This window comes from Spirosoma knui (assembly GCF_054780635.1).
In genome coordinates this window covers 61,089-82,018 of record NZ_BAAGVY010000010.1, presented here as the reverse complement: position 1 = coordinate 82,018, position 20,930 = coordinate 61,089, and the positions used below count along the sequence as shown (strand labels likewise).

The window sequence follows — 20,930 nt, the reverse complement described above, 5'->3', positions numbered from 1 at the left end:
ATGGGAGTTTTTAAGTTGAAGGTGCTAAAAACGGCACCGTGCAAAACTACACAGTGCCGTTTATTTTCCAATTTAATTTGACAGTGCGTTAATGTTTCTTGTAAATCTATTATTTACTGGATTACTGTCATAAGAAGCATTCGTCGGATCATTCGTAATGTTAACCGTCAGGTTTGCCGTCGTGCCAGAGTTAGCTACCGTTCTAGTTATCGTAAATCCAATAACTGCTCTTCCTCTTGCAGGGATAAACTGGCCGTTATTGATCTTCAACTCCAGTTGCAGGCCATTGTTAGAAGTAACCGTCCACTTGGTGTTGTCTACATTAACCGTTCCTCCGCCCGAAACCGCAATCGATGTTAGCGAACCATTGTATGATAGCTGATAACCAATCGGGGCAGTTATCGTAAAGACAACATTTCCAGAAGAGGTTGGCAGGCCATTCAGTTCTTCAAGTTCTACCGTGAAGTTTCGTGTCGCATTATCCCCTGATGTAGTAAAGTTCGCTTGTGGCAGGTTTATACTTGGCGTAAGGTCAGGTGCCGCCGTTGGGCTCACCAGCACGTGCAGGGTAGCCGAAGCACACGATTGAGGAGTGCCGCCACAAGCCGTGTATGTGAAGTCGACTGGACCTGTAACGCCAGGGTTAGGCACGAAGCTATACGTACCGTTGCTGTTCAATGTTAACGTACCGCCCGCAGGACTGTAGGTACCCGGGTTGGTAACTGTCAGGCCAGGGCTATCGTTGGTCAGCACGTTGCCGGTCGTGGTCGAACCCGGAGCGGTGCTGACATAGTCATCAGCAGCGGTGGCCACTGCTGGGCTACCAGCAGGCCGTACCGTAACGGTCACCGTCGCGAAACCGCATTGATTGGCTGGGGTTTCACATACCCGATAAACGAACGAGTCAGTACCGGTGAAACCTGGATTCGGGGTATAGACGATAGTTTGACCATTAACTGCTGCATTGCCATTCGTTGCGCCGGTAGAAATCTCCGGAGCGCCTAGTGTACCACCGGTATTACCTGGACCATCATTCGCCTTCACGTTGATTGTTACAGCATTGGGGCCAACTGTTGACGCAACGTCTGGGTTAACTACCGGAGCATTAGTCGTTACTGTTGGGTTCAGCGCCGTAATGGTCAGCGTTTGAGTTCCACATCCACCTCCTGGGCAGTTGACCGGTACGTTATAAACATACACACCAGGGTTTGGCGTAATGAACGTATACGTACCGTTAGGTTGCAGCGTAAAGGTAGCTCCTCCTGGACCGCTGGCCTGAGTTGTTGGGCCATACGTAGTACCTGCTGGAGCTATATCGTTCGTGCTTACATTACCCGACACCTGTTGATTGATGTTGGTTACGTTGAAGTCTGGATAAATTGTGTTGGTGTTTGCAGGGGTCGTTGGTTTAACCAGTACGTGCAGGCTAGCCGAAGCACAAGGCTGTCCACCACTACCACAAGCGGTGTAGGTGAAGTCGACTGGACCCGTGAAGTTGGCCGCTGGAACGAAAGAGAAACTGCCATCTTGGTTTAATGTCAGTGTACCACCAGCTGCATTTTGCACACCTGTGTTAGTAACGGTCAGACCGGGACTGTCGTTAGTCAACACATTACCGGTTGCGTTTACGCCCGGAGCGGTGCTGACGTAGTCATCTGCGGCTGTTGCTACAGCTGGGCTGCCGCCAGGTAGTACTGTAACGGTTACCGTAGCGGTGCCGCACGTATTGGCCGGGGTTTCACATACCCGATAGGTGAACGAGTCAGTACCAGTGAAACCTGCATTGGGGGTGTAGACAATGGTCTGACCATTAACTGCTGCATTCCCATTCGTTGCACCAGTGATAACGGCTGGATCACCTAGTGTACCACCGGTGTTCCCTGGTCCGTCATTGGCCTTCACATTGATAGTCACGGGCGTAGTGCCAGTGGTGGTAGCAATGTCTGGGTTAACAACTGGGTTGTTGGTAGTCACGGCTGGATTAATTGCCGTGATGGTCAGCGTTTGAGCCGCGCATCCGCCCCCTTGACAGTTGACCGGTACGTTATAGACGTACACACCCACTGTAGGCGTCGTGAAGGTGTAGGAGCCATTAGGCTGTAGGCTTAAGGTAGCACCTCCTGGGCCACTGGCCAGCGTTGGTGCACCGTAGGTAGTACCTGCTGGTACGACATCGTTGGTGCTGACATTACCCGTGGCCGGCTGATTGATGTTGGTCACATTGAAGTCCGGATTTGTCCGATTGGTATTTGTCGGCGTTGTTGGACTAACCAATACGTGCAGAGTTGCCGTAGCGCAGGGTTGTCCACCACTGACACAAGCTGTATAAGGGAACTCAACCGGCCCCGTAAAGCCTGCTGTCGGCGTGAAGGTATAGCTACCATCAGCGGCTATTTGTAGCGAGCCACCAGTTGCATTGCGGGTGCCTGGGTTACTAACGGTCAGGCCGGGGCTATCGTTGGTCAGAACGTTACCCGTAGTAGCTGAGCCAGGCCGGGTGCTGACATAGTCATCGGCGGCAGTAACCACCACTGGCAGTCCAGCTTGTTGCACCGTAACGGTTACTCTCGCCGTGCCACACAAACCACCAGGTGTCTCACAAACCTGATAGGTGAACTGGTCGGTTCCCGTGAAGTTTGTATTCGGAGTGTAAACGATGTTCTGCCCATTAACTACCGCATTACCATTAGATGCGTTGGTTGCTATGGTCGGTGTACCTAGCGTACCACCCGTGTTTCCTGGCCCATCGTTCGCTTTTACGTTTATGGTTACCCCTACATTCGCAGTAGTAGACGCAATGTCCGGGTTAACCACCGGCGCGTTGGTGGTAACCGTTGGGTTGAGAGCGGTAATGGTCAGCGTCTGAGTCGGACAGTTGCTTTGGTTAGGAGCGCAAACCGTTACATTATATACGTACACACCTGGTGTAGCCGTATTAAAGGTGTAGCTGCCGCCGTTACCATTTGGAGTCAGCGACGGATTAGAACCGTTAGGGCCACTTGCCAGCGTAAACGGCCCATACGTAGTACCGGAAGCCACCACATCATTGGTGCTGACGTTACCCGTTACCGGCTGGTTGATGTTGGTTACGTTGAAATCAGGTTTCGGGTTCTGCGCGCAGAAGAAGCCATCACCCGATGCCGTGCTCGTATTCACGAAGGCACCGAATACATCAATGCCACCATTCAACGCGTTGACGCCAACTAATGGCGAAACGCTGATCTGGACTTCATCAAATGGCTGCGTTGTAATAAAGCCAACATTGATGCGATCACTTGGCGGCCCAAACAGGTTGATTGATAGGTCAAGTAAGCTGGTAGCTGTTCTTTCCTCTACGAAAGTACCATCCCGATATGTCCGGATGAATAATCGGTCAGACACATTAAGAAGTACGAGATTAGGTGCTCTTCTAATTGTAAATCCGGCAAATGATCCTCTCGGATAATCGTTTATCGGGTTACGTACTGCAATTGACGCGACCGTACCGGCAGAAGCAGTATTGGTAATTTGAGCGAAGTCAGTCAGGTCGCCTGAAATTACATTCTCTACGTTCTGAATGCTTGCTGCTACACCCAATAAACCTACAATACCAGTTCGCTGATTGTCGATTACAACGGAAGACGTGGAGCTGTTTAACAGATATGATTGATTACATGTGATCGTAGTCCCACACAGGTTTCTGACAACTGCGCCATAAATTTGAAGCGTTCCGACCGATACGGTTAGTAGTCTAGAGACGGTTAGCTTTATCTCGTCGAAAGGCTTGGTTGCGACAAGACCTATCGTTCTACGCCCCGATGGGGTCAGTAAATTCGTACTGCCTGCGATCAGGGTACCGGCGTCTATAACAAAATCTCCGGTAGGGGCTCCATCGTTATACGTTTCAACCCGAATCCGGGTGTTGGCATCGACGGTTAACAAATTGGGATTGCTGATATCAAACCCAGCAAACGTACCGGCCGGAAGATCTGCCCCTGCCTGTAGCTTTACCGCGAATGACCCACTTCCAGCAACACTGCCTGTTAACGCGAGAGAGGCCGCAGTGTTAGGGTCAGCGTCGATCGCATTAGTCTCATTCGATATAGTACCCACGTTTAATATCCCACTAAAACCCGTGTTGGCTGGGTCAACAATAACGGGATAGGCAGGAGAGGTCAATGGAGTTGTTACATTACAGGTCAATGCTTGACCTGCACAGAACTGCTGAACTACGGCTCCATAAATGTTCGTAGTTCCTGCAACATTAACGCCACTAACGGTTAACCGTATTTCATCAAATGGCAGTGTTGGAACAAAGCCTACAGTTCGCCGACCAGTGCCCGATAAAAGCGAAACGTTCGCTGAAATCAAACTACCACCTGTTGCACTTTGGCCCGTAGGCGCGCCGTTATTATAGGTTGTAACCGTTATCCCACTCAAAACGCCTACATCTACCAGGGATGTGCTTGCTATATCAAAACCAGCAAACGTACCGCCTGGAAAATCAGTACCGGTTACGTCTCGTACCGAAAACGTAGCGCTTCCTGCTCCAACAATAAGATTAAGTGTGGCGACGTCACTCGCATCTGATGAAATAGCTGCCTCAGCATCAGTTATGGTAGCTACGTTCGCACCACTAAAACTGGTGCTAACTGCTACTGGGTATGTAGGTTTATTAAGCCTTACAGGCGTATTACGAGTTGCTGTGTTATTACAATTTAAAGCTGGCGCTGCACAGACTCGTTCGGCGACAGCGTAATAGACATCTATGCTACCAGCCCCTATCGATGTGAATGTAAAGCGTATTCTATCATAAGCTTGTGTTGTTACAAAGCCAACTCTTGACCGCCCAGATGCAATTCCCACCGCAATCAAGGAAGTAGTAGGAAAAGATTCCTGCTGAGTATCACCTAAATAGGTGGTAATTGTACCGGTACCTAATAATGAAATGGCGTCATTATCAATAACAAAACCGGCATAGCCGCCAGCAGGATAGACGTTTCCTCCTGTAGCAGCAAGGTCTTTCACTTCAACGTAAGCAGAACCCACCCCAAGAAAGCCGAAAGTAGATGGGTTGGTAAGGTCTGAATCAATTAACCTGCCTTTATTGTCAAATTCATCACTTCCCAGACTTCGGCTAGAAGTAACTGACAAACTTGAAAAAGTTGAGCTGATAAGCGGAGTAATCGTGTTGCAGGATGCATTTCCCGATTGAGCGTTGGCCTGGGTGAATAGACCGAACAAAAGAATAAGAGCGAACCAGGCCACTAGGCTGGAGGGCGCTCTTCTGTCGGAGACGATAAACGTTCGTTTCATAGAAGAAAAGAATAATGAGTACTAAGTAATTAGGAATGTAATTGAAGCGATCCAGGTCGCCGGTGCAAAAAACAGGACGACGGGAGAGGGGCTTTTTCAACGAAAGCCAGCGGCAGCGGATAATGAGGTAGAGCGAGTACTACATAAGCAAAAAGTTTAACGTTGAGGTGAATAGTATTAACTACTGCCTGCTGTAATGTAATTAAGTTAATATCGACAAGATATTGATAACTTATTATATTCAGAAAGCGTTTTTACGGCTTAAAAGTATTATAAAAATGTTATCTGCAAAATAAATTTTTATATATGATACAAAAAATTCAGAAGTCATTACACCTATTTTATAATAGATAGGCTACTTAGTGTATTGGTTTACAGTAGATTTTGTTCAATAAATATAAATAGTGGTTATTGTGTAGATGATTATATACATACTGATTTCAATAAATGTATAATATTAATTATACGGTAGTTTAGTAAAAAGAGTTAACTAGTTAGTGCTAATAATTAGGTATAAGACCAATTGATAAACTAATATAGACAACGAATTACAATTGAGAATAGAATCTGTTTACTGATATAGTCACAGTACCAGGTCAGATGAGCTAAACAAAGAAGGGGTGCCAGTGGAAAACTGGCACCCCTTCGACTACTCTATATATCAATTTAAAACAAGCTTATGCGTGCTGCTGAGGCATGGCTCCCTGCAAGTTTTCCATACTGATGCCCAGCCCCTGTGCGATGGCCATACCCAGCGACAGGTCGGCGCGGAACCAGTGGCACAGCTGCAGGTTGATGATCTGGTCACGTTTAGGACCATCAATCCCATTCATAGCACCAACGATGTTGTTAACTGTATTAATCTTCTGTTCAGGATTCATCAGACGCCAGAGGTTGCCGGGCTGCGTGTAATGATCGTTTTCGCCGGGGGCGTTACGGTCATACCAGCCAGCTACCGAGTCCTCTAGTTGCCAAGTGGGTTGCTTGTAGCTTTCGTCCGCAACAATCGTGTCGAAGCTGTTCGGGAAATAGTTGGGTTTGCGGCCACCGTTCCCGTCTATACGCATCTGTCCGTCGCGCTGGTAATTGTTAACGGCATACGGGCAGCGATTCACCGGAATCTGCTCGTAGTTACCACCCAGACGATAACGATGCGCATCAGGGTAAGACAGCAACCGTCCCTGCAGCATCCGGTCGGGCGAGTAGCTGATCCCGTCTACTACGTGCGCGGGTGCAAACGCCGACTGTTCTACATCCTGGAAATAGTTATCCGGGTTTTCATTCAATTCGAGCACACCTACATCAATCAGGGGAAAATCAGCGTGAGGCCATACCTTGGTCAGGTCAAATGGGTTCCACTTGTACGTCTTGGCCTGCTCGTCGGTCATGACCTGAATTTTCAGGTTCCACCGGGGGAAGTTACCGCTGTCGATGGAAGTTACCAGATCACGCTGCGCGTAGTCAGGGTCGACCCCTTTCAGCCGGACGGCTTCGTCGCTGCTTAGGTTCTTGATACCCTGCGCGGTTTTGAAATGGAATTTTACCCATACACGCTCATTGTCGGCATTGATCAGGGAGAAGGTGTGCGAGCCATATCCGTTCATATGCCGGTAGCCATCAGGTGTACCCCGGTCCGACATCAGAATCAAGACCTGGTGTAGACTTTCTGGATTCAGGCTCCAGTAATCCCACATCATCGTCGCCGATTTGCAGTTGGTGTAGGGATCGCGTTTCTGGGTGTGAATGAAATCGCCAAACTTCTTCGGGTCTTTCAGGAAGAAAACAGGCGTATTGTTTCCAACTAAATCCCAGTTACCATCTTCGGTGTAGAATTTTACAGCAAAGCCGCGCGGATCACGTTCGGTATCGGCCGACCCTTTTTCGCCACCAACCGTCGAGAAACGCAGAAAAACACGTGTTTGCTTGCCGATTTCGTTGAATAATTTGGCTCGGGTGTATTTAGTGATATCATTTGTTACCGTAAACGTACCGAATGCGCCGGAGCCTTTGGCGTGAACAACGCGCTCTGGAATACGCTCGCGGTTGAAGTGGGCCATCTTCTCGTGCAAGATATAGTCCTGCAGCAAAAGTGGTCCGCGCTGTCCGACGGACATTGAGTTTTCATTTTCAAAGTACGGGCTGCCCGATGCGGTAGTGAGTTTTTGGGGTTGGTTCTCCATGGATATAATCAGTTTAATGGGGTAAGAGGTTGACAAATCTGATCTTGACTTTGTCAGTTTACGAAGGTAAGATTAGGAACTAGTTACTCATCATTCAAATTGATTTAATTTATAATAACATCAATTTTAACAATGACGTGATGGATAACCTACGGATGGAGATTGAAAACTATTCGGCGCCGGATGCGTTTAATGAAGATTACTCAACAAGAGATAAACGATATGGATAAGGCACAGAAGTTCGAATTGATGAACAAAGTCGTTCGGGAGCTGGAAGACTTACAGAATAGTCAAACAGCTTTAATTACTAAGATCGGGCAAATTGAAGTAGACAATATGAACGGTCTCAATGATAAACGGCTGGAAGAAGATTTGGGTGATATGCACTCGAAAATCGCTCAGAACGTAGACGCGATTACGGAAATCTTCGCTTATTTCGAGCAGCAGCGTGATGAGTTTGGAAATGCGAATCGCTCGGCAATCGAAGCGGCTGAAGCTGCCGCAGCAGTCGACGCTGCTAAATAGTTGTGGAAAAGATATAGTAGGCAAGAAGCCGGACATGTGTCCGGCTTCTTGTGTTTGTAGTTAAACCAGCTCCTGGCAAACGAAACCTGCGTCGTGCATCACCTGAACAATATCATCGGCCGAAATCGTTTGGGTTTCTATACGTAGGATTTTATCGCTGTCATCAAGATCAGTGTTCCAGCGGATGGCCGTCCCGAACCGACTTAATGCATGAGCGACTATTTGAACGCATTCCGGGTGCACCATATTTGTTTTAAACACCAACACGCTCATGGCTATTCAGATGTTGAGTCGTCCGGGAGGTGGCGGAACAGTTTATGGTCGGCGTAAAACGTACCGCCGGGAAGAATTGACGCCACTAGAGCCAGTAGGGTCTTACCAATCGACCAGCTGTATTCGATTTTGGCCTGAATCACAATCATCACGTAGAGTACAAACAGCAGACCGTGGATGGGGCCGACAATCTGCACCACTTCGGGGTGGTCGGCAAGCCGTTTCAGAGGAACACCAATAAACAAGAGAATCAGGTACGAAACACCTTCGGCGAGGCCAATGGCACGTAACCGAACTTTAGTCGAGTTAAAAATAGTAGCAGTCATAGCTTGTCGTCATGTATGTTACGTACGGTCTGCATGCAATTCCCCCGAAAAGGATTTACACCAAACCGCGCTAAATCAGAAAGGTCGAACGAAGGGGCGAGCCGCCAGCGGAGAGAACGGCCAGGGTATGGCCATCAAAATCAGGAGCAGCCCAATAGTAAAGTAAACGGCCGTGGTTTTAAACTTCTGCAGCGGGTCTGTCTGCCGTTTTGCCTTGCTCGATCCAATCGTCATCAAAATTACGGACGTAAACATGAAACTGATGTGAATCAGGCCAAAAAAAGGAAACTCCGGCGACTCGTTAAAGCTGGGTTTATAACTCCAGTAGTACTGTATAATAGGGCTGATCGTGTACAAATAAAATCCAACGAGCAGTTGGGTATGCAGAATCGACGTGGTGATGATTCGGAGCTTCTGATCGGTCGGACGATAGGTGCGAGCAGTGATCCAACCCGAATAGGCGCTGAACAACGTAGCAACCAGACCGCCCAGGACGAACCAGCGTAACGCACTATGAAGGGCTAATAAAATAGGGTACAACATTACCAAACAACAAACTTAATTCAGCCGCAAAGTTCAGCATAAGGCGCAGTTCGAGTTAGGCTAAACTCGTCAGAAATTGGTTGGAATCAATCATTTTACGAAAACTGGCCGGACTCGTTTGTGCGTATTTTCGAAACAGCTTTCCAAAGCTAGACTGATCGTCGTAGCCTACCTCAGCCGCGATTTGCGCAACGGTCAGGTTCGACTGGAACAGCAACACCTTAGCTTCGAGTACAATACGTTCGTCAATCCACACGGAAGGGGAGCGGCCAGTACGGGACTTAACGACTTTGTTCAGGTGGTTCGGGCTAACGCTTAACAACTCTGCATAATCCGTAACCAATCGTTTCTGCCGAATGTAAGTATTGAGCAGATCCAGAAATCGTTGAACGAGTCGGTCACTTGCATCGACTTTGGCAGGATTGATACCAACGTAAGCCCGATTGATTTCCGTCAGCAGCGCCAATATGTAAGCACCGATGAGGTCAGTTTTGGTCGCGCCGAATTCTGTATACTCTGCATGTAACCGGTTTAAAAGGTTTTTAACATAACCGGATTGTTCCGCTGATAACGTAACGAATGGATTGCCCGTGAGCTTTAAGAAGTCATAATCGGTTTCCTGAGCCGTGCTGAGCAGTGCTTCCGGGCTAAAAAAGCACATAAAGCCTTCGGTATCTTCCTGAATAGCCGTGATCGAAAAAATCTGTAAAGCCGGGACAATCACCAGGTCCTGCGCCGAAAGCGTGTACGTCTGGTGTCCCACTGTCAACTGAATTTGCCCGGCGGTCAGGAAAAATAAGGCGTGGTTCCCCGTTCGACCGGGAGGCACCGGAAGTTTAATGACCGGTCGGGCAAATTCTAAGGTAGCGATAATGAATCGATTGAAATTTGGCCGGAACCGCGTGTCCCACAGCTCGTCTTTTACTAAAAAACGTTCCCTAGCCATTCCGGGACTAATGGCTGGAAAGGGATCATCGGAAGTCATGGCTGATACAAGAGTTTACTCGCCCGAAACGGACTATCCGCAGCCTGTAAAAGTTTCGCCCGGAGTCGCGGGTTGTAATTTGGGCGGTCAGCTAAAAATTGCCGGACTAACTGAGTTGTAGCGGGTGATTGGTAGGTCGAAAAGGTAGAACGAAGCCACGATTCGGGAAAGAAAATATCGCCCGTCCGCTGAATCTCTTCCAGCAAGTCCAGACTTTTGGGCAGATACTTAGCCGAGGTGGCCGCTCGTAAGGGATGATGCAGGTAACCCAGCGCGGCTGTCACCCAGGCTTCGCGTTCCCGATTCTGTTCAGACGCCAGCGAAGCGAAGAACGCATCACGCTGCGTTACGTCGCTCGATAAGGCTGGCATCATAAACTGTAGTCGTTTCTGGCGGTCGGGGTTTTTTATCCGGCTTAGCTGCTTCGTTAAAATGCCGTCAGCCGGATAGTCGCGTACGGCTAAGGCCAGGGCCAACGATGTATAATCATCTTCGGTTAACGTAACGCCAGCGGGTGCTTGCTGATTCGTCCAGATGGTATATAAACGTTCCTGGGCTTCGGCGCTGATGGCAAGGTTCTGATAAAGTCTAAACAAGAGCTTCTTTTTGCCGGGAGCTGACTCCTGCTCCATCGCCTGCCAAACCGTTTTTTCCAGCGAGGTGGCCAACGACCTGCGGTTTTCCGGAAGGGTGAACGTCCAGACCAGATCCGACAGTTGACTCGTAAGCAGGCGTATATTCAGTTCTTCGGATTCGTTGCCCAATAGCTGCTGGTACATATCGGCTAACTGCTTCGGCTCGATAACCTGTCCATTTATCATGTTTTCGTACAGGTTGATATACGTAGCGGCTCGCGTAACCGGGTTTTTAATCGTGCTTACCAGCGGGATCATGGCCGGATCAACGGGGAACAAGCCGTAGCCCTGCCCGGAGGAGTTAAAGACAATATACTGCGGTTCAGGTTTGCCAACGGCCTCCGGTAGCGTGACCTCTGGCTGGTCCATGGACGCGGTCAATTCGTCGATGTGATCAGCATACACCAGCGCAACCTCAAATTTCTGCTGCCACAATCGGGCCGAGCCGTCTTCGCCGGTTTGCGAAATCGTGAGTTGACTGATTTTGCCGTTCTGTCTGGCCAGCTTGTACGAAAATTTAGGGCGACCCGTTTGATTGACCCACACCTGATTCCAGGCGGCCAGGTCCGTTGGCGTGCGGGCATCCAGAATCGCAATGAGGTCGGCCCAGGTCGCGTTACCAAACGAATACGTTTTGAGATACTCACGCAACCCGTCGCGCATGGCCGTCTTGCCCATCAGCCGCTCCAACTGACGCATCATAATGGGCGCTTTGTGGTAGATGATGCCCCCATATAACGTACCAGCCTCCTGCAAATTCGCCAACGGCTGGCCGATCGGATTGGCTCCTTCGGTTCGATCAACAGCGTAAGCCGCCGGGAAATGATCGACTACAAACTGCAGATCGTAGTTGGCATCGGCCATTGCGGTTTCCGTGATCTTGTCGGCCATAAAATTGGCAAACACCTCTTTCAGCCAGACATCGTCGAACCAGCGCATAGTCACCAGATCACCGAACCACATGTGCGCCGTTTCGTGCGCAATCAACGTAGCGCGGGAAAGCTTCTGGTCACGGGTGGCTCCGGCATCCAGAAACAGACTTGATAACCGGTAATCAATGGCTCCCACATGCTCCATACCCCCGTACTGAAAATCCGGAATGGCCGCGAAATCAAGTTTCTGAAACGGGTACGGAATTTGGGTGTAGTCTTCCAGGAAACGTAACGCGTCGGCGTGGAGCGTGAAGATTGGGTCCAGGCTCAGCCTGATCTTTGTCGAATCGGTCTCGCGGTGCAACAGCGTCATCGGTCGGTTGTTCATGGTGCGCTGAACCGACGTAAACTTGCCCGCTACAAACGAGAACAGGTACGTAGGAATGACTGCAGAGGGTTCAAAACCGTAGCTGATTCGTCCCTTGGCTGCATCCACAACGCTGGAACGGTATGGGGCGTTGGTCATGGCCTGCCACTCTTCGGGTAGCGTTAACGAAAGCTGAAAAGTAGCCTTCAAATCCGGCTGATCGAAGCACGGAAATAGCGTCCGGGCGCGGTCTGGAACAAGCAGTGTGTAGAGATAATCATCGGTTCGATTGAGGGATAAGTTACCCGCCGTAAACCGGATGATAATTGTGTTCTTACCGGGCTTTAAATAAGCAGTAGAAATCAGCAAATGTTCGCTCTTAAAAACAATAGGGATGTCTCCTCCATTCACCCAAACATTCTGCAAATGAGCGCGTTCTTCTTTAAAATCCAGTTGAAGAGGAGCCGAATGCTTTGTCCAGTGAAAAGTAATTGTTTCAGTTGCTGGAATGGGTTGCGTTTTCTGCGCCGGAATGTCTAAATTTAATTCATAGGATAGCTGACGGATCGTTTGCTTCCGAAACTTCGCAAGGGTTTGTGACACCCCTGTTTCGACCGATGGCTGTTTGACGGGTACCGATTGACCATAGGCCATAGCCGCGAGTAAAAGAGTGATGCTTATAATAATGCCGTAACACGTATTTCGTTGAATAATCCTGACCATGTTCGGCGTGGTTGGGCGGTAGGTTTGCAACATAGGCTTAAAAGTAACGCACTTTATGAAACGCTACGTCTCTACGCTCCTGGTTTTTGTAGCCCTTTGCGGCAGCAGCCTCTCTAGCCTGGCCAATGCAATCTTGATTCCCATGGACGATCAGCAGGCCAACCACCTCAAGGCCTACGGTATTGCCTACAAAGTGCTTAAAGACGACCAGGAACTCGACTGGTTGCTGAACTATCGGGGGGGCAGTTTCCTCCTTAAACACAGCCCGGCCGTAGAAGCGGAGTGCCGCATTCGGGGCGTATCGGCAGAGGTGATTTCCGATGCCCGGGCTGCGTCGATCCGGCAGCAACTCAGTGATCCGGATGTGAATATGAACGTAGTGACGCTCCACAAAGCGGCTAAAATCGTAGTGTATTCGCCCATTAAAGTGGGTCCCGCCGAATTTGAGAATAACGATGCGGTGCTGCTGGTGCTGACCTATGCCGAGATTCCCTATGAAGTGGTCTATGACGAGGAAGTCCTAAAAGGAGACTTGGTCAAATACGACTGGCTGCACCTGCACCACGAAGATTTTACGGGGCAGTACGGCCGAAATCTGCATCGGCAAACGCTGGCCGATATAAAGGCGCAGGAGGACATCGCCCGGAAATTCGGGTATTCGAAAGTATCGCAGATGAAACTGGCCGTTGCCAAAGCCATCAAAGGGTTCTGCGCGGGTGGGGGGTATCTATTTGCCATGTGTTCAGCTGCCGAAACCTTCGACATTGCCCTGGCGGCCGAGGGCGTTGACATCGTCGGCAGTTCGTACGACGGGGACGGCGTTGACCCCAATGCGCAATCCAAACTCGATTTCAGCAAGTGCGTGGCCTTCGAGAACTTTACGCTCGAAGGGGACAACGGCTACCGGGGTTTTTCGACTTTCTCGGACATCAACTCGTCGGGTGGTCGAGGCTACGATCAGACCTCGGGTTTCTTCGAGCTGTTCAACTTCTCGGCTAAGTGGGACGTAATACCGTCTATGCTGACGCAGAATCACGAGAACATTATCAAAGAGTTTTTCGGACAGACCACGGCGTTTCGGAAAGATGCGGTGAAGGCGAGTTCGCTGGTGATGGGCGAGGGAAAAAGCTCGCATCGTTACCTCTACGGCGAGCTGGGCAAAGGTCAGTGGACGTTCTACGGCGGTCATGACCCGGAAGGAACGCGCGGGGGTAATTTTCGTACGCCTACCGATCTAAATCTTCACCCGCACTCGGCAGGGTATCGCCTGATTCTGAATAACGTCTTATTTCCATCCGCTCGTAAGAAGAAGCGGAAGACGTAACAGGTGAAAGAGGTAGTAGACGAAAAAAGCCCCAATTGGGGCTTTTTTCGTCTACTACCTCTTGGCTGAACCAGGGTTACTTCGGCAGCAATACCCGGTCGATGACGTGCACTACGCCATTCGTAGAAATCTGGTCGGCCTGCACAACATTGGCAACATTGGTGCCATTGCCTTTGCCCAGAATGGTCACCTTACCGTTGGAAACGTTGGTACGAACACTGGTACCCTGTGCTGTTACAACATCCGCTCCATTTTGGAATGTCTGCGAGAAAGCGCGATATTTTAGAATATGATACGAAAGCAGATTAGCGAGGGTATCCGCACTAACCGCACGAACAGCCGCTTCATCGGCATAGCCAGCCGCTTTAAAGGCCGCATTATTTGGCGCAAATACGGTTATGCCAGTTTCCGTAGACTGAGTTAGTAAGTTCTGTACGGCCGTACCCGCCTTATCAACTGCAGCGTAGAAGATTGACAGGTCAGCGTTGGCTTTAGCTACGTCGCTTGAGCTTCGTGAGGGCGGAGTAAGTATCTTGTTAATAATATGAATTGTACTTCCCGTCGTTGGAATGTCACCTTCGATCACCTTTGACTCGTTAAAGCTTACATCGCTGTTGCTCACTTTGGTAACATATACCCGACTGTCACTTAACGTGGTCTGGTAATACGTAGGAACTGTCGGAATAGACGACAGGTCAATCCGGGAGCCGATAACATGATATTGCAGAATCCGACGAAGATCAGCCGCTGGTGCAGCGCTTACAGCTGCAACGCTGGCAAAACCCGCAGCCTTGAACGCATCATCCGAGGGGGCCAGTATGGTTATGTTGGCTTTATTAAGATCGGCCGTTAGGCCCGCCTGTGCAATAGCAGCTGCCAGAAAGGTCAGATTCCCTTTCGCCTTAATGTAGTCTACACTCGCTACCACGGTGCCTGGCGTAGTAGTTGTGCCCGAGCCCGGTGTCGTGGTTGTGCCTGAGCCCGGTGTCGTGGTTGTACCCGATCCTGGGGTTGTCGTTGTTGAGCCAGGGCCCGTTGTACCCGTGCCCGATGGCTGAGGGTCTTCGGTGCCAGTACAACCGATCAGCAGTGTGGCTGAACCAACTAATACCATAGCTAGCGCTTGCCGCAGCGTTCTAAAAAAACCTTGATTGTTCATACGTTGAGAGCGTGTTAAATGAACTGAATGAATCTACAAAATACTAGTCCGATAAACGGCTGTAAGAGGTAGTACAGTCACAGAACGCCCCTCTGCGAAGAAATGTTATATGAACGAACGCGCTTCGAGCCAGCGGGAAAATCCAATTACCAGGTGTTGTTTTATAAATAAACCTATTTTATGCCGCGGTGACCCACAAAATTCCGTAAAAAGCCGCCTGATTTACGGCAGCTTTTTACGGAATTTACAGACTCAAAAAATTAAAACGTCAATACGATTTTACCCGTAGTCCGGCGACTTTCTAGCCGCTGGTGGGCGTCGCCAATTTTGTCGGCGGGCAGCACTTCGCTGACTTCGATGGCTAGCTTTCCGTCCGAAATCAGTTGATTGATTTTAGTCAGATCGCTACCGCTGGTGTGGACTAGAATGCGCTCCGCCTGGATGTCCGGCCGAACCTCCAGTACTTTATCCATGGCTCCGTAGGCAATCGAGATCAAACGCCCGTTCGGTTTAAGCACTTTCGCCGAGGTGAAAATGGTGTCGGCACCGGCTGTGTCGAAAACCAGATCAACATCCGATACGGCTTCTTCGACGTTGGTCTGGGTGTAGTCAATAAATTCATCTACGCCCAGCGACCGCACGAACGCTTCGTTTTTAGTTGAGGCCGTACCGATTACGTGGGCACCCAGCGCTTTGGCTAACTGAACACCCAAATGCCCCACGCCACCCGAAGCAGCCTGAACCAGCACCTTTTCGCCAGTCTGTAGCTGACCATGTTCGGTTAAGGCCTGCCAGGCCGTAAGCACCGCCAGCGGAGCGGCTGCCGCCTGTTCGAACGAAAGTTCGGCGGGTTTGCGGGCCAGATGGGCGGCCGGAGCGGCAACGTATTCAGCGTAGGCATGGCCCGGCTCCGGAAAGTTCACCATACCATAGACGGCATCGCCCGGTTTGAATTCTGTTACGTCGGAGCCTGTTTCTACGACTTCACCAGCGATGTCCCAACCTAGAATAATAGGATGCGTATAGTTTTTGGAATAAGGAGTCGTGCCAGTGCGGGTTTTGAAATCGGCGGGATTAACCCCAAACGCCTTTACCTGCACCAATACGTCCGATGCTTGGATGGTAGGCTTAGCTACATCCTGGATGGCAAAATTCTCAACGCCACCCCAATCACTTAAAACAACGGCTTTCATACGTATATTTTTTTACTTGTCTGCTGTAACAGCGAAAGACTCCGAAAAATGCATCCTTAGCGCGGTTTTAGCTGAAACAAGCCTGTTGCGGGATCAAATTCGTACTGCCGGGGAACACCCGTTGCCAGTTCAACTCGTTCAATATCAGCGGGAGTTATCGATTCCAGCCGCATCACCAGCGACCGCAGACTATTTCCGTGCGCTACGATCAGGCTATTTTCCTGCCGTTGCAGATGCGGGAGAATAATGGACTCAAAGTACGGCACAACCCGGTGATACGTATCTGCCAGGCTTTCGCCGTTGGGGGGCTGGTCGGCATAACCCCGACGCCAGCGGAATACCTGTTCGGCACCAAAACGCGCTTCGGCTTCTGCTTTATTCATGCCCTGCAAATCGCCGTACATACGTTCGTTGAGTGCCGCGCTACGTTCAATCGGCAAGTCGGTCTGGCCGGTTTCGTGCAGGATGATATCCATAGTTTCGATGGCGCGCTGCAAGACGGACGTAAATCCAATGGCAAAGCGGTCGGACTTCAGCAAGACCCCTGCTTCGCGGGCTTCGTGACGGCCTAGTTTCGTTAGGGGTGTATCAACCGTTCCCGTGAAGCGGTTTTCCAGGTTCCACTGCGACTGTCCGTGCCGGACAAGAATTAAAAGCGACATACGTGATGGGTTAATTCCGCTATCAACTACGCTGAGCAGAGCAGACTGTTTGGTTCATTAATGGTATTTTAACCAGAAGAGAAAGACATTGAGACCGACAAAAACTGACAGTACACCAGCCTGGATGTGATAAATGATAGTGGGTGTCGTTACGTAGTAGGTGCTTGATTTTGAATAGGTAAAGTGCTCGATATCTGAAAGAATCGCCCACTGGCGAATTGGTTTGGAACAAACAATCAATTCGCTTGTCTCGTTATTGGTTGTTTAGTGAACGACCGCTGAATAAACCTTTTGATTTAGCAACTGTCAAAGAACCAGTTCACGCTTAAAATCCACTAGTAAACTAAAGACAACCATGAAAAAGACCATAACCAGTGTAGTGCTGATCTTACTAGTAACGACTACACTCATACAATCGGCTCAGGCTCAATTTGGTAGACGCTGGAGCCCACAGGCAAAAGGAGCCGTGATTGGCGGTGCTGCTGGTGGTGCTGCCGGAGCTATTATCAACAAACGCAACCGCGTAGTCGGTGGTGTCATTGGTGGGGTAGCCGGTACGGCAGCCGGGTATGCCATCGGTAAAGGGGTCGATAACCGGAAGAAGGCTGCGGCTCGGGTAGCTGCAGCTGAACGGGAGGCCGCTGAAGCCCGACGCGAAGCCGCTCTGGCTCGTCAGGAAGCTGCATCCCATAAATCGGCACCAGCCATAGCCGCTCCCCGACCTGCGGTCGCAAAAGCGGCTGCGCCAACTCCTGCACCTGTTGCTGCACCTAGCCCAATGGCAACGGCGTATAGCCCTCAGGTGGCGGCTGCGTATACCACGAATACTCTCTTCTTGCCAAACGATACGTACGGCGATCCCTCAACGCCATACCCTACGTCCGAATATCGGCGCAAAAGCTGGTAAGGCTTAATAAACGTGTTTACCCGGTTTGCCAGCCGGTTTCCGGGTAAACACGCAGTGCATATCATTCACCATTTTCTAACCGTTCAATCTTATGAAACCGATCGTATCACTGCTGCTTATGGCAGCACTATTCTCGTCGTGCTCGAAACCTGCCGATCCGGCCGTTATCGACGACCTTAACAAGCAATTTATTGGTGCATGGAATAACAAGGAGTCGGACAAGGTTATCTCGTTCCTGGCCGAAGATGTCAACTTTTTGCAGGGCGACGTCCACTTCAATGGAAAATCGGAGGTATCCCAAAAATGGGTACGCGAAACTCTACCGACCATCAGCGATTTGAAAACAAACGTAGTGAGTTCAACCGTCGACGCGCAAACGGCGTATCAGGCCGGTACGTTTTCAGTAGATGTGTTGCCCGATGGCCCCAACCGCCCCCGCGGTTTCGGCGAAGGTAATTTTATCTTCGTCTGGAAGAAACAGGCCGATGATAGCTGGAAGCTTGGCTACGCTCAACTGGAAGACCTGCCGGTGCAGGTGAAGAACTAGTTAAGTCATTACAAATAACTGAGCCGCCCCGGCCGTTGATCAACGGCCGGGGCGGCTCAGTTGCGTATAGGCCGATCAACGGAGTCTGAACAGGTAAGTTCGCGAGGTGAACGTCTTTAGGAATGCGTATCCCTGGTCCTAACCCGTTCACGCGTAGCCCTTCCTGTTCGCTCATGAAAACCCGGCTTGTTGGTTCTGCAGTTTGCCTGTTCGCGTCTCTAGCCGTTCTGGCTCAACCCAATCCCGATCGCCCTGATTTATGCCAGGGGGCTTATTTCACCGAAGCGCAGGGAGCCGATTCGTTACGTTCGTTTGCGCGTACCTACCACGACCGGGCATCGTGGGAGAAGCGGGCCGCTCTGATACGGCAGGGAATACGCGAGGGCATGGCCTTGCCCGGCAAACCCGTTTTTGCCCCCCTTCGTCCGATACGTCATAGTGTTCGTACCATGAACGGCTACACCGTCGAGAACGTAGCATTCGAAAGTATACCCGGCTTTTTTGTAACCGGAAACTTGTATCGCCCCATCGGGAAAACGGGTAAACTGGCGGGGGTGCTTTGTCCACACGGGCACGCGCCCAAACAGAATGCCCGGTTTATGGAGCAGACCCAGCAGCGATGCGCTACGTTAGCCCGAATGGGAGCCGCCGTGTTCGTGTTCGATATGATTGGCTACGGTGATTCGCAGCAGTGCTCGCATAAACTGCCGCAGGCGCTGAAACTGCAAACGCTGAACAGTATACGGGCACTCGATTTCCTGACCAGCCTGCCTGACGTTGACCCGGCGCGCATTGGGGTGTCCGGTGAATCGGGGGGCGGCACGCAGACGTTTCTGTTAACGGCACTGGATTCGCGGGTGAAAGTGTCGGTACCGGTGGTGATGGTCTCGGCGCACTTCTTTGGCGGGTGCACCTGCGAAAGCGGAATGCCGATCCACAAACGGCCAACGCATCAAACGAGTAACGTAGAACTGGCCGCGCTGGCGGCTCCCCGGCCTATGCTGCTGATATCTGACGGCAAAGACTGGACAAAAAATACGCCCGATGTTGAGTACCCGTACATTCGCACTATTTATGGGTACTGCGGAGCTACCGACCGTGTCGAAAACGTTCATTTGCCGACTGAAGGGCATGATTACGGACCCAGCAAACGGGCAGCAGCGTATCGGTTTCTGGCGAAGCACCTCAACCTCGATTTAAATAAGGCCTTAAAAGATAGCCAGGTTGATGAAGGGGTGAACACGGTACTGGAGCCTTCCGCGCTTCAGGTTTTCAACGCCGAACACCCCCGCCCCGCCCAAGCCGTAGTTGGCGACGAAGCTGTAATGGCTCTCCTGAATAAATAAGATCCTATTTATACGCCAACCACTGGTACTGCATGATGTACCCTTGTCTGATCACGTCCTGTTCTCGGTTCTACCGCAAGTAAGCCCGTTGTTGCTAGTTATTCAGTGAAACCTTCCTGCTATTAAGTCGGGCTGGTTGAGGACTTCCTGTGTCTATACTTTTACGCTGTTGATGAATAATCATCGACCAGAAGTATGTCATCAGTTAGCCATGAGAAGCCATGTCGTATCGCCTGCGTCTTGTGTTTCGGGGTTTAATTATTCCGTTTAGCGTATTGTTTATGCGTTGTAGTACGTCATCGTTATCAACCGGAGCCGTAGTCGATCCTTCGTTACTACGAATAAATGTGGTCATTAGCCGCTCCATGAGTTACGGGGGCACCCTAACCGAATCGATTGAGGGCTTTATCCGTGATAAAAGCAATAAAACGGTTGCCAATCGGGATATCCAACTGAAAGTAAATGGCAAGCCTTTGTGGCTAAATAACGGTTCGTCGAATTATTACGGAGCCTACCCGTACTACCAACTCGTTAATTCGGAGGTGGCTGTCGAAGCCGACGCTGCGTATACGGTTACTGTTGTGCTTACGAACGGTAAAGAATACAAAGTTGGAACCATTGAAACGCAGACTGAGCTTACACCGGGGCTATTTTCTCCGCCAATAAAGCACTCGAAACAGCAACCACTCAGTTTACAGTGGCAAGGGCTGGAGCCCCACAACTGGTTTGTGGCCCAGTGGAAAAAATGGCAGGGGGAAAGCTCCGTAACTGAGTTGAAAATCTCTAAAAGCAGCATGCTGGTCGACCCCTGGGGCCATGTGCAGTATGAGCGGGGCAGCGCCGACGATGCCGATTACCTCAGTACCCATATCGGGTCGGGGCAGGGGACATTCACCATACCGGAGTCGTATTTCAAAGGGCCTTTACAGCGGTTCAATACGTTGGATTTACTCGTTGACTCAGAAAAGAACGTAAAGGCCGACGACCCATTTCTGGCGGGCAGCGCAATTACCAGTAGCCGCCGGGGTATGTATCGAATTGCCATCACCAACTAATTGTCTTCGCTCG

16 protein-coding genes are annotated in these 20,930 nt (G+C 50.3%); 6 read left to right on the top strand and 10 right to left on the bottom strand.

Going from position 1 to position 20,930, the window contains the following annotated elements; translation table 11 throughout:
• Positions 1-72: 72 nt before the first annotated feature.
• Both ACYVIY_RS19760 and ACYVIY_RS19755 read right to left on the bottom strand, forming a co-directional pair.
• A complete protein-coding gene (locus ACYVIY_RS19760) occupies positions 73-5,295 on the bottom strand; it encodes an Ig-like domain-containing protein (RefSeq protein ID WP_460978124.1) in 5,223 nt (1,740 codons plus the stop codon).
• A 677-nt stretch (positions 5,296-5,972) separates the two neighbouring features.
• Positions 5,973-7,475 carry a catalase gene (locus ACYVIY_RS19755; protein WP_460978123.1) on the bottom strand — a complete coding sequence of 501 codons (1,503 nt, stop codon included), beginning with the start codon at positions 7,473-7,475 and terminating at the stop codon, positions 5,973-5,975.
• A 222-nt stretch (positions 7,476-7,697) separates the two neighbouring features.
• Between ACYVIY_RS19755 and ACYVIY_RS19750 the strand changes: the two genes are divergently transcribed.
• On the top strand, positions 7,698-8,000 hold the full coding sequence (locus ACYVIY_RS19750) for a hypothetical protein (protein ID WP_460978122.1): 303 nt from the start codon (positions 7,698-7,700) through the stop codon (positions 7,998-8,000).
• Positions 8,001-8,060: 60 nt separating this feature from the next.
• Here ACYVIY_RS19750 and ACYVIY_RS19745 read toward each other — a convergent pair whose 3' ends face one another.
• The 5 genes from ACYVIY_RS19745 to ACYVIY_RS19725 form a co-directional block, all read right to left on the bottom strand.
• Positions 8,061-8,273, bottom strand: a complete 213-nt coding sequence (locus tag ACYVIY_RS19745; protein ID WP_460978121.1) for a hypothetical protein — start codon at positions 8,271-8,273, stop codon at positions 8,061-8,063.
• Between the two features lie 2 nt (positions 8,274-8,275).
• Entirely contained in the window at positions 8,276-8,599 is a 324-nt protein-coding gene (locus tag ACYVIY_RS19740; protein ID WP_460978120.1) for a DUF3817 domain-containing protein, read from the bottom strand.
• Between the two features lie 75 nt (positions 8,600-8,674).
• A complete protein-coding gene (locus ACYVIY_RS19735; protein WP_460978119.1) occupies positions 8,675-9,142 on the bottom strand; it encodes a hypothetical protein in 468 nt (155 codons plus the stop codon).
• A gap of 55 nt (positions 9,143-9,197) precedes the next feature.
• Entirely contained in the window at positions 9,198-10,127 is a 930-nt protein-coding gene (locus tag ACYVIY_RS19730; protein WP_460978118.1) for a helix-turn-helix domain-containing protein, read from the bottom strand.
• Entirely contained in the window at positions 10,124-12,655 is a 2,532-nt protein-coding gene (locus ACYVIY_RS19725) for a M1 family aminopeptidase (RefSeq protein WP_460978287.1), read from the bottom strand. The genes ACYVIY_RS19730 and ACYVIY_RS19725 overlap by 4 nt, the downstream gene beginning before the upstream one ends.
• 124 nt (positions 12,656-12,779) lie before the next feature.
• Here ACYVIY_RS19725 and ACYVIY_RS19720 point away from each other — a divergent pair, with 124 nt between their 5' ends.
• Positions 12,780-14,048, top strand: coding sequence for an asparagine synthetase B (locus ACYVIY_RS19720; RefSeq protein ID WP_460978117.1), 1,269 nt, complete (start codon positions 12,780-12,782; stop codon positions 14,046-14,048).
• A 76-nt stretch (positions 14,049-14,124) separates the two neighbouring features.
• On the opposite strand, the gene ACYVIY_RS19715 is transcribed toward ACYVIY_RS19720, so the two are convergent.
• From ACYVIY_RS19715 to ACYVIY_RS19705, 3 genes are all read right to left on the bottom strand, one after another.
• Positions 14,125-15,207 (bottom strand): fasciclin domain-containing protein, encoded by a 1,083-nt coding sequence (locus tag ACYVIY_RS19715; protein WP_460978116.1) that lies wholly within the window; start codon positions 15,205-15,207, stop codon positions 14,125-14,127.
• Positions 15,208-15,467: 260 nt separating this feature from the next.
• A complete protein-coding gene (locus tag ACYVIY_RS19710) occupies positions 15,468-16,400 on the bottom strand; it encodes an NADP-dependent oxidoreductase (protein ID WP_460978115.1) in 933 nt (310 codons plus the stop codon).
• 56 nt (positions 16,401-16,456) lie between these two features.
• Positions 16,457-17,062, bottom strand: coding sequence for a 2,3-bisphosphoglycerate-dependent phosphoglycerate mutase (locus ACYVIY_RS19705; protein ID WP_460978114.1), 606 nt, complete (start codon positions 17,060-17,062; stop codon positions 16,457-16,459).
• Between the two features lie 355 nt (positions 17,063-17,417).
• Between ACYVIY_RS19705 and ACYVIY_RS19700 the strand changes: the two genes are divergently transcribed.
• From ACYVIY_RS19700 to ACYVIY_RS19685, 4 genes are all read left to right on the top strand, one after another.
• A complete protein-coding gene (locus ACYVIY_RS19700; protein ID WP_460978113.1) occupies positions 17,418-17,969 on the top strand; it encodes a glycine zipper 2TM domain-containing protein in 552 nt (183 codons plus the stop codon).
• Positions 17,970-18,060: 91 nt separating this feature from the next.
• A complete protein-coding gene (locus ACYVIY_RS19695; protein WP_460978112.1) occupies positions 18,061-18,516 on the top strand; it encodes a YybH family protein in 456 nt (151 codons plus the stop codon).
• 173 nt (positions 18,517-18,689) lie between these two features.
• On the top strand, positions 18,690-19,862 hold the full coding sequence (locus ACYVIY_RS19690; protein WP_460978111.1) for an alpha/beta hydrolase: 1,173 nt from the start codon (positions 18,690-18,692) through the stop codon (positions 19,860-19,862).
• A 281-nt stretch (positions 19,863-20,143) separates the two neighbouring features.
• Positions 20,144-20,917 carry a hypothetical protein gene (locus tag ACYVIY_RS19685; protein WP_460978110.1) on the top strand — a complete coding sequence of 258 codons (774 nt, stop codon included), beginning with the start codon at positions 20,144-20,146 and terminating at the stop codon, positions 20,915-20,917.
• Positions 20,918-20,930 lie beyond the last annotated feature (13 nt).

Bases quoted from the DNA above. Each gene is read 5' to 3' on its own strand.
- ACYVIY_RS19755 (WP_460978123.1), bottom strand. From the start codon at position 7,475: ATGGAGAACCAACCCCAAAAACTCACTACCGCATCGGGCAGCCCGTAC.
- ACYVIY_RS19735 (WP_460978119.1), bottom strand. From the start codon at position 9,142: ATGTTGTACCCTATTTTATTAGCCCTTCATAGTGCGTTACGCTGGTTC.
- ACYVIY_RS19690 (WP_460978111.1), top strand. From the start codon at position 18,690: ATGAAAACCCGGCTTGTTGGTTCTGCAGTTTGCCTGTTCGCGTCTCTA.
- ACYVIY_RS19745 (WP_460978121.1), bottom strand. From the start codon at position 8,273: ATGAGCGTGTTGGTGTTTAAAACAAATATGGTGCACCCGGAATGCGTT.
- ACYVIY_RS19715 (WP_460978116.1), bottom strand. From the start codon at position 15,207: ATGAACAATCAAGGTTTTTTTAGAACGCTGCGGCAAGCGCTAGCTATG.
- ACYVIY_RS19760 (WP_460978124.1), bottom strand. From the start codon at position 5,295: ATGAAACGAACGTTTATCGTCTCCGACAGAAGAGCGCCCTCCAGCCTA.
- ACYVIY_RS19750 (WP_460978122.1), top strand. From the start codon at position 7,698: ATGGATAAGGCACAGAAGTTCGAATTGATGAACAAAGTCGTTCGGGAG.
- ACYVIY_RS19695 (WP_460978112.1), top strand. From the start codon at position 18,061: ATGAAACCGATCGTATCACTGCTGCTTATGGCAGCACTATTCTCGTCG.
- ACYVIY_RS19710 (WP_460978115.1), bottom strand. From the start codon at position 16,400: ATGAAAGCCGTTGTTTTAAGTGATTGGGGTGGCGTTGAGAATTTTGCC.
- ACYVIY_RS19705 (WP_460978114.1), bottom strand. From the start codon at position 17,062: ATGTCGCTTTTAATTCTTGTCCGGCACGGACAGTCGCAGTGGAACCTG.
- ACYVIY_RS19730 (WP_460978118.1), bottom strand. From the start codon at position 10,127: ATGACTTCCGATGATCCCTTTCCAGCCATTAGTCCCGGAATGGCTAGG.
- ACYVIY_RS19725 (WP_460978287.1), bottom strand. From the start codon at position 12,655: ATGGCCTATGGTCAATCGGTACCCGTCAAACAGCCATCGGTCGAAACA.
- ACYVIY_RS19740 (WP_460978120.1), bottom strand. From the start codon at position 8,599: ATGACTGCTACTATTTTTAACTCGACTAAAGTTCGGTTACGTGCCATT.
- ACYVIY_RS19685 (WP_460978110.1), top strand. From the start codon at position 20,144: ATGCGTTGTAGTACGTCATCGTTATCAACCGGAGCCGTAGTCGATCCT.
- ACYVIY_RS19700 (WP_460978113.1), top strand. From the start codon at position 17,418: ATGAAAAAGACCATAACCAGTGTAGTGCTGATCTTACTAGTAACGACT.
- ACYVIY_RS19720 (WP_460978117.1), top strand. From the start codon at position 12,780: ATGAAACGCTACGTCTCTACGCTCCTGGTTTTTGTAGCCCTTTGCGGC.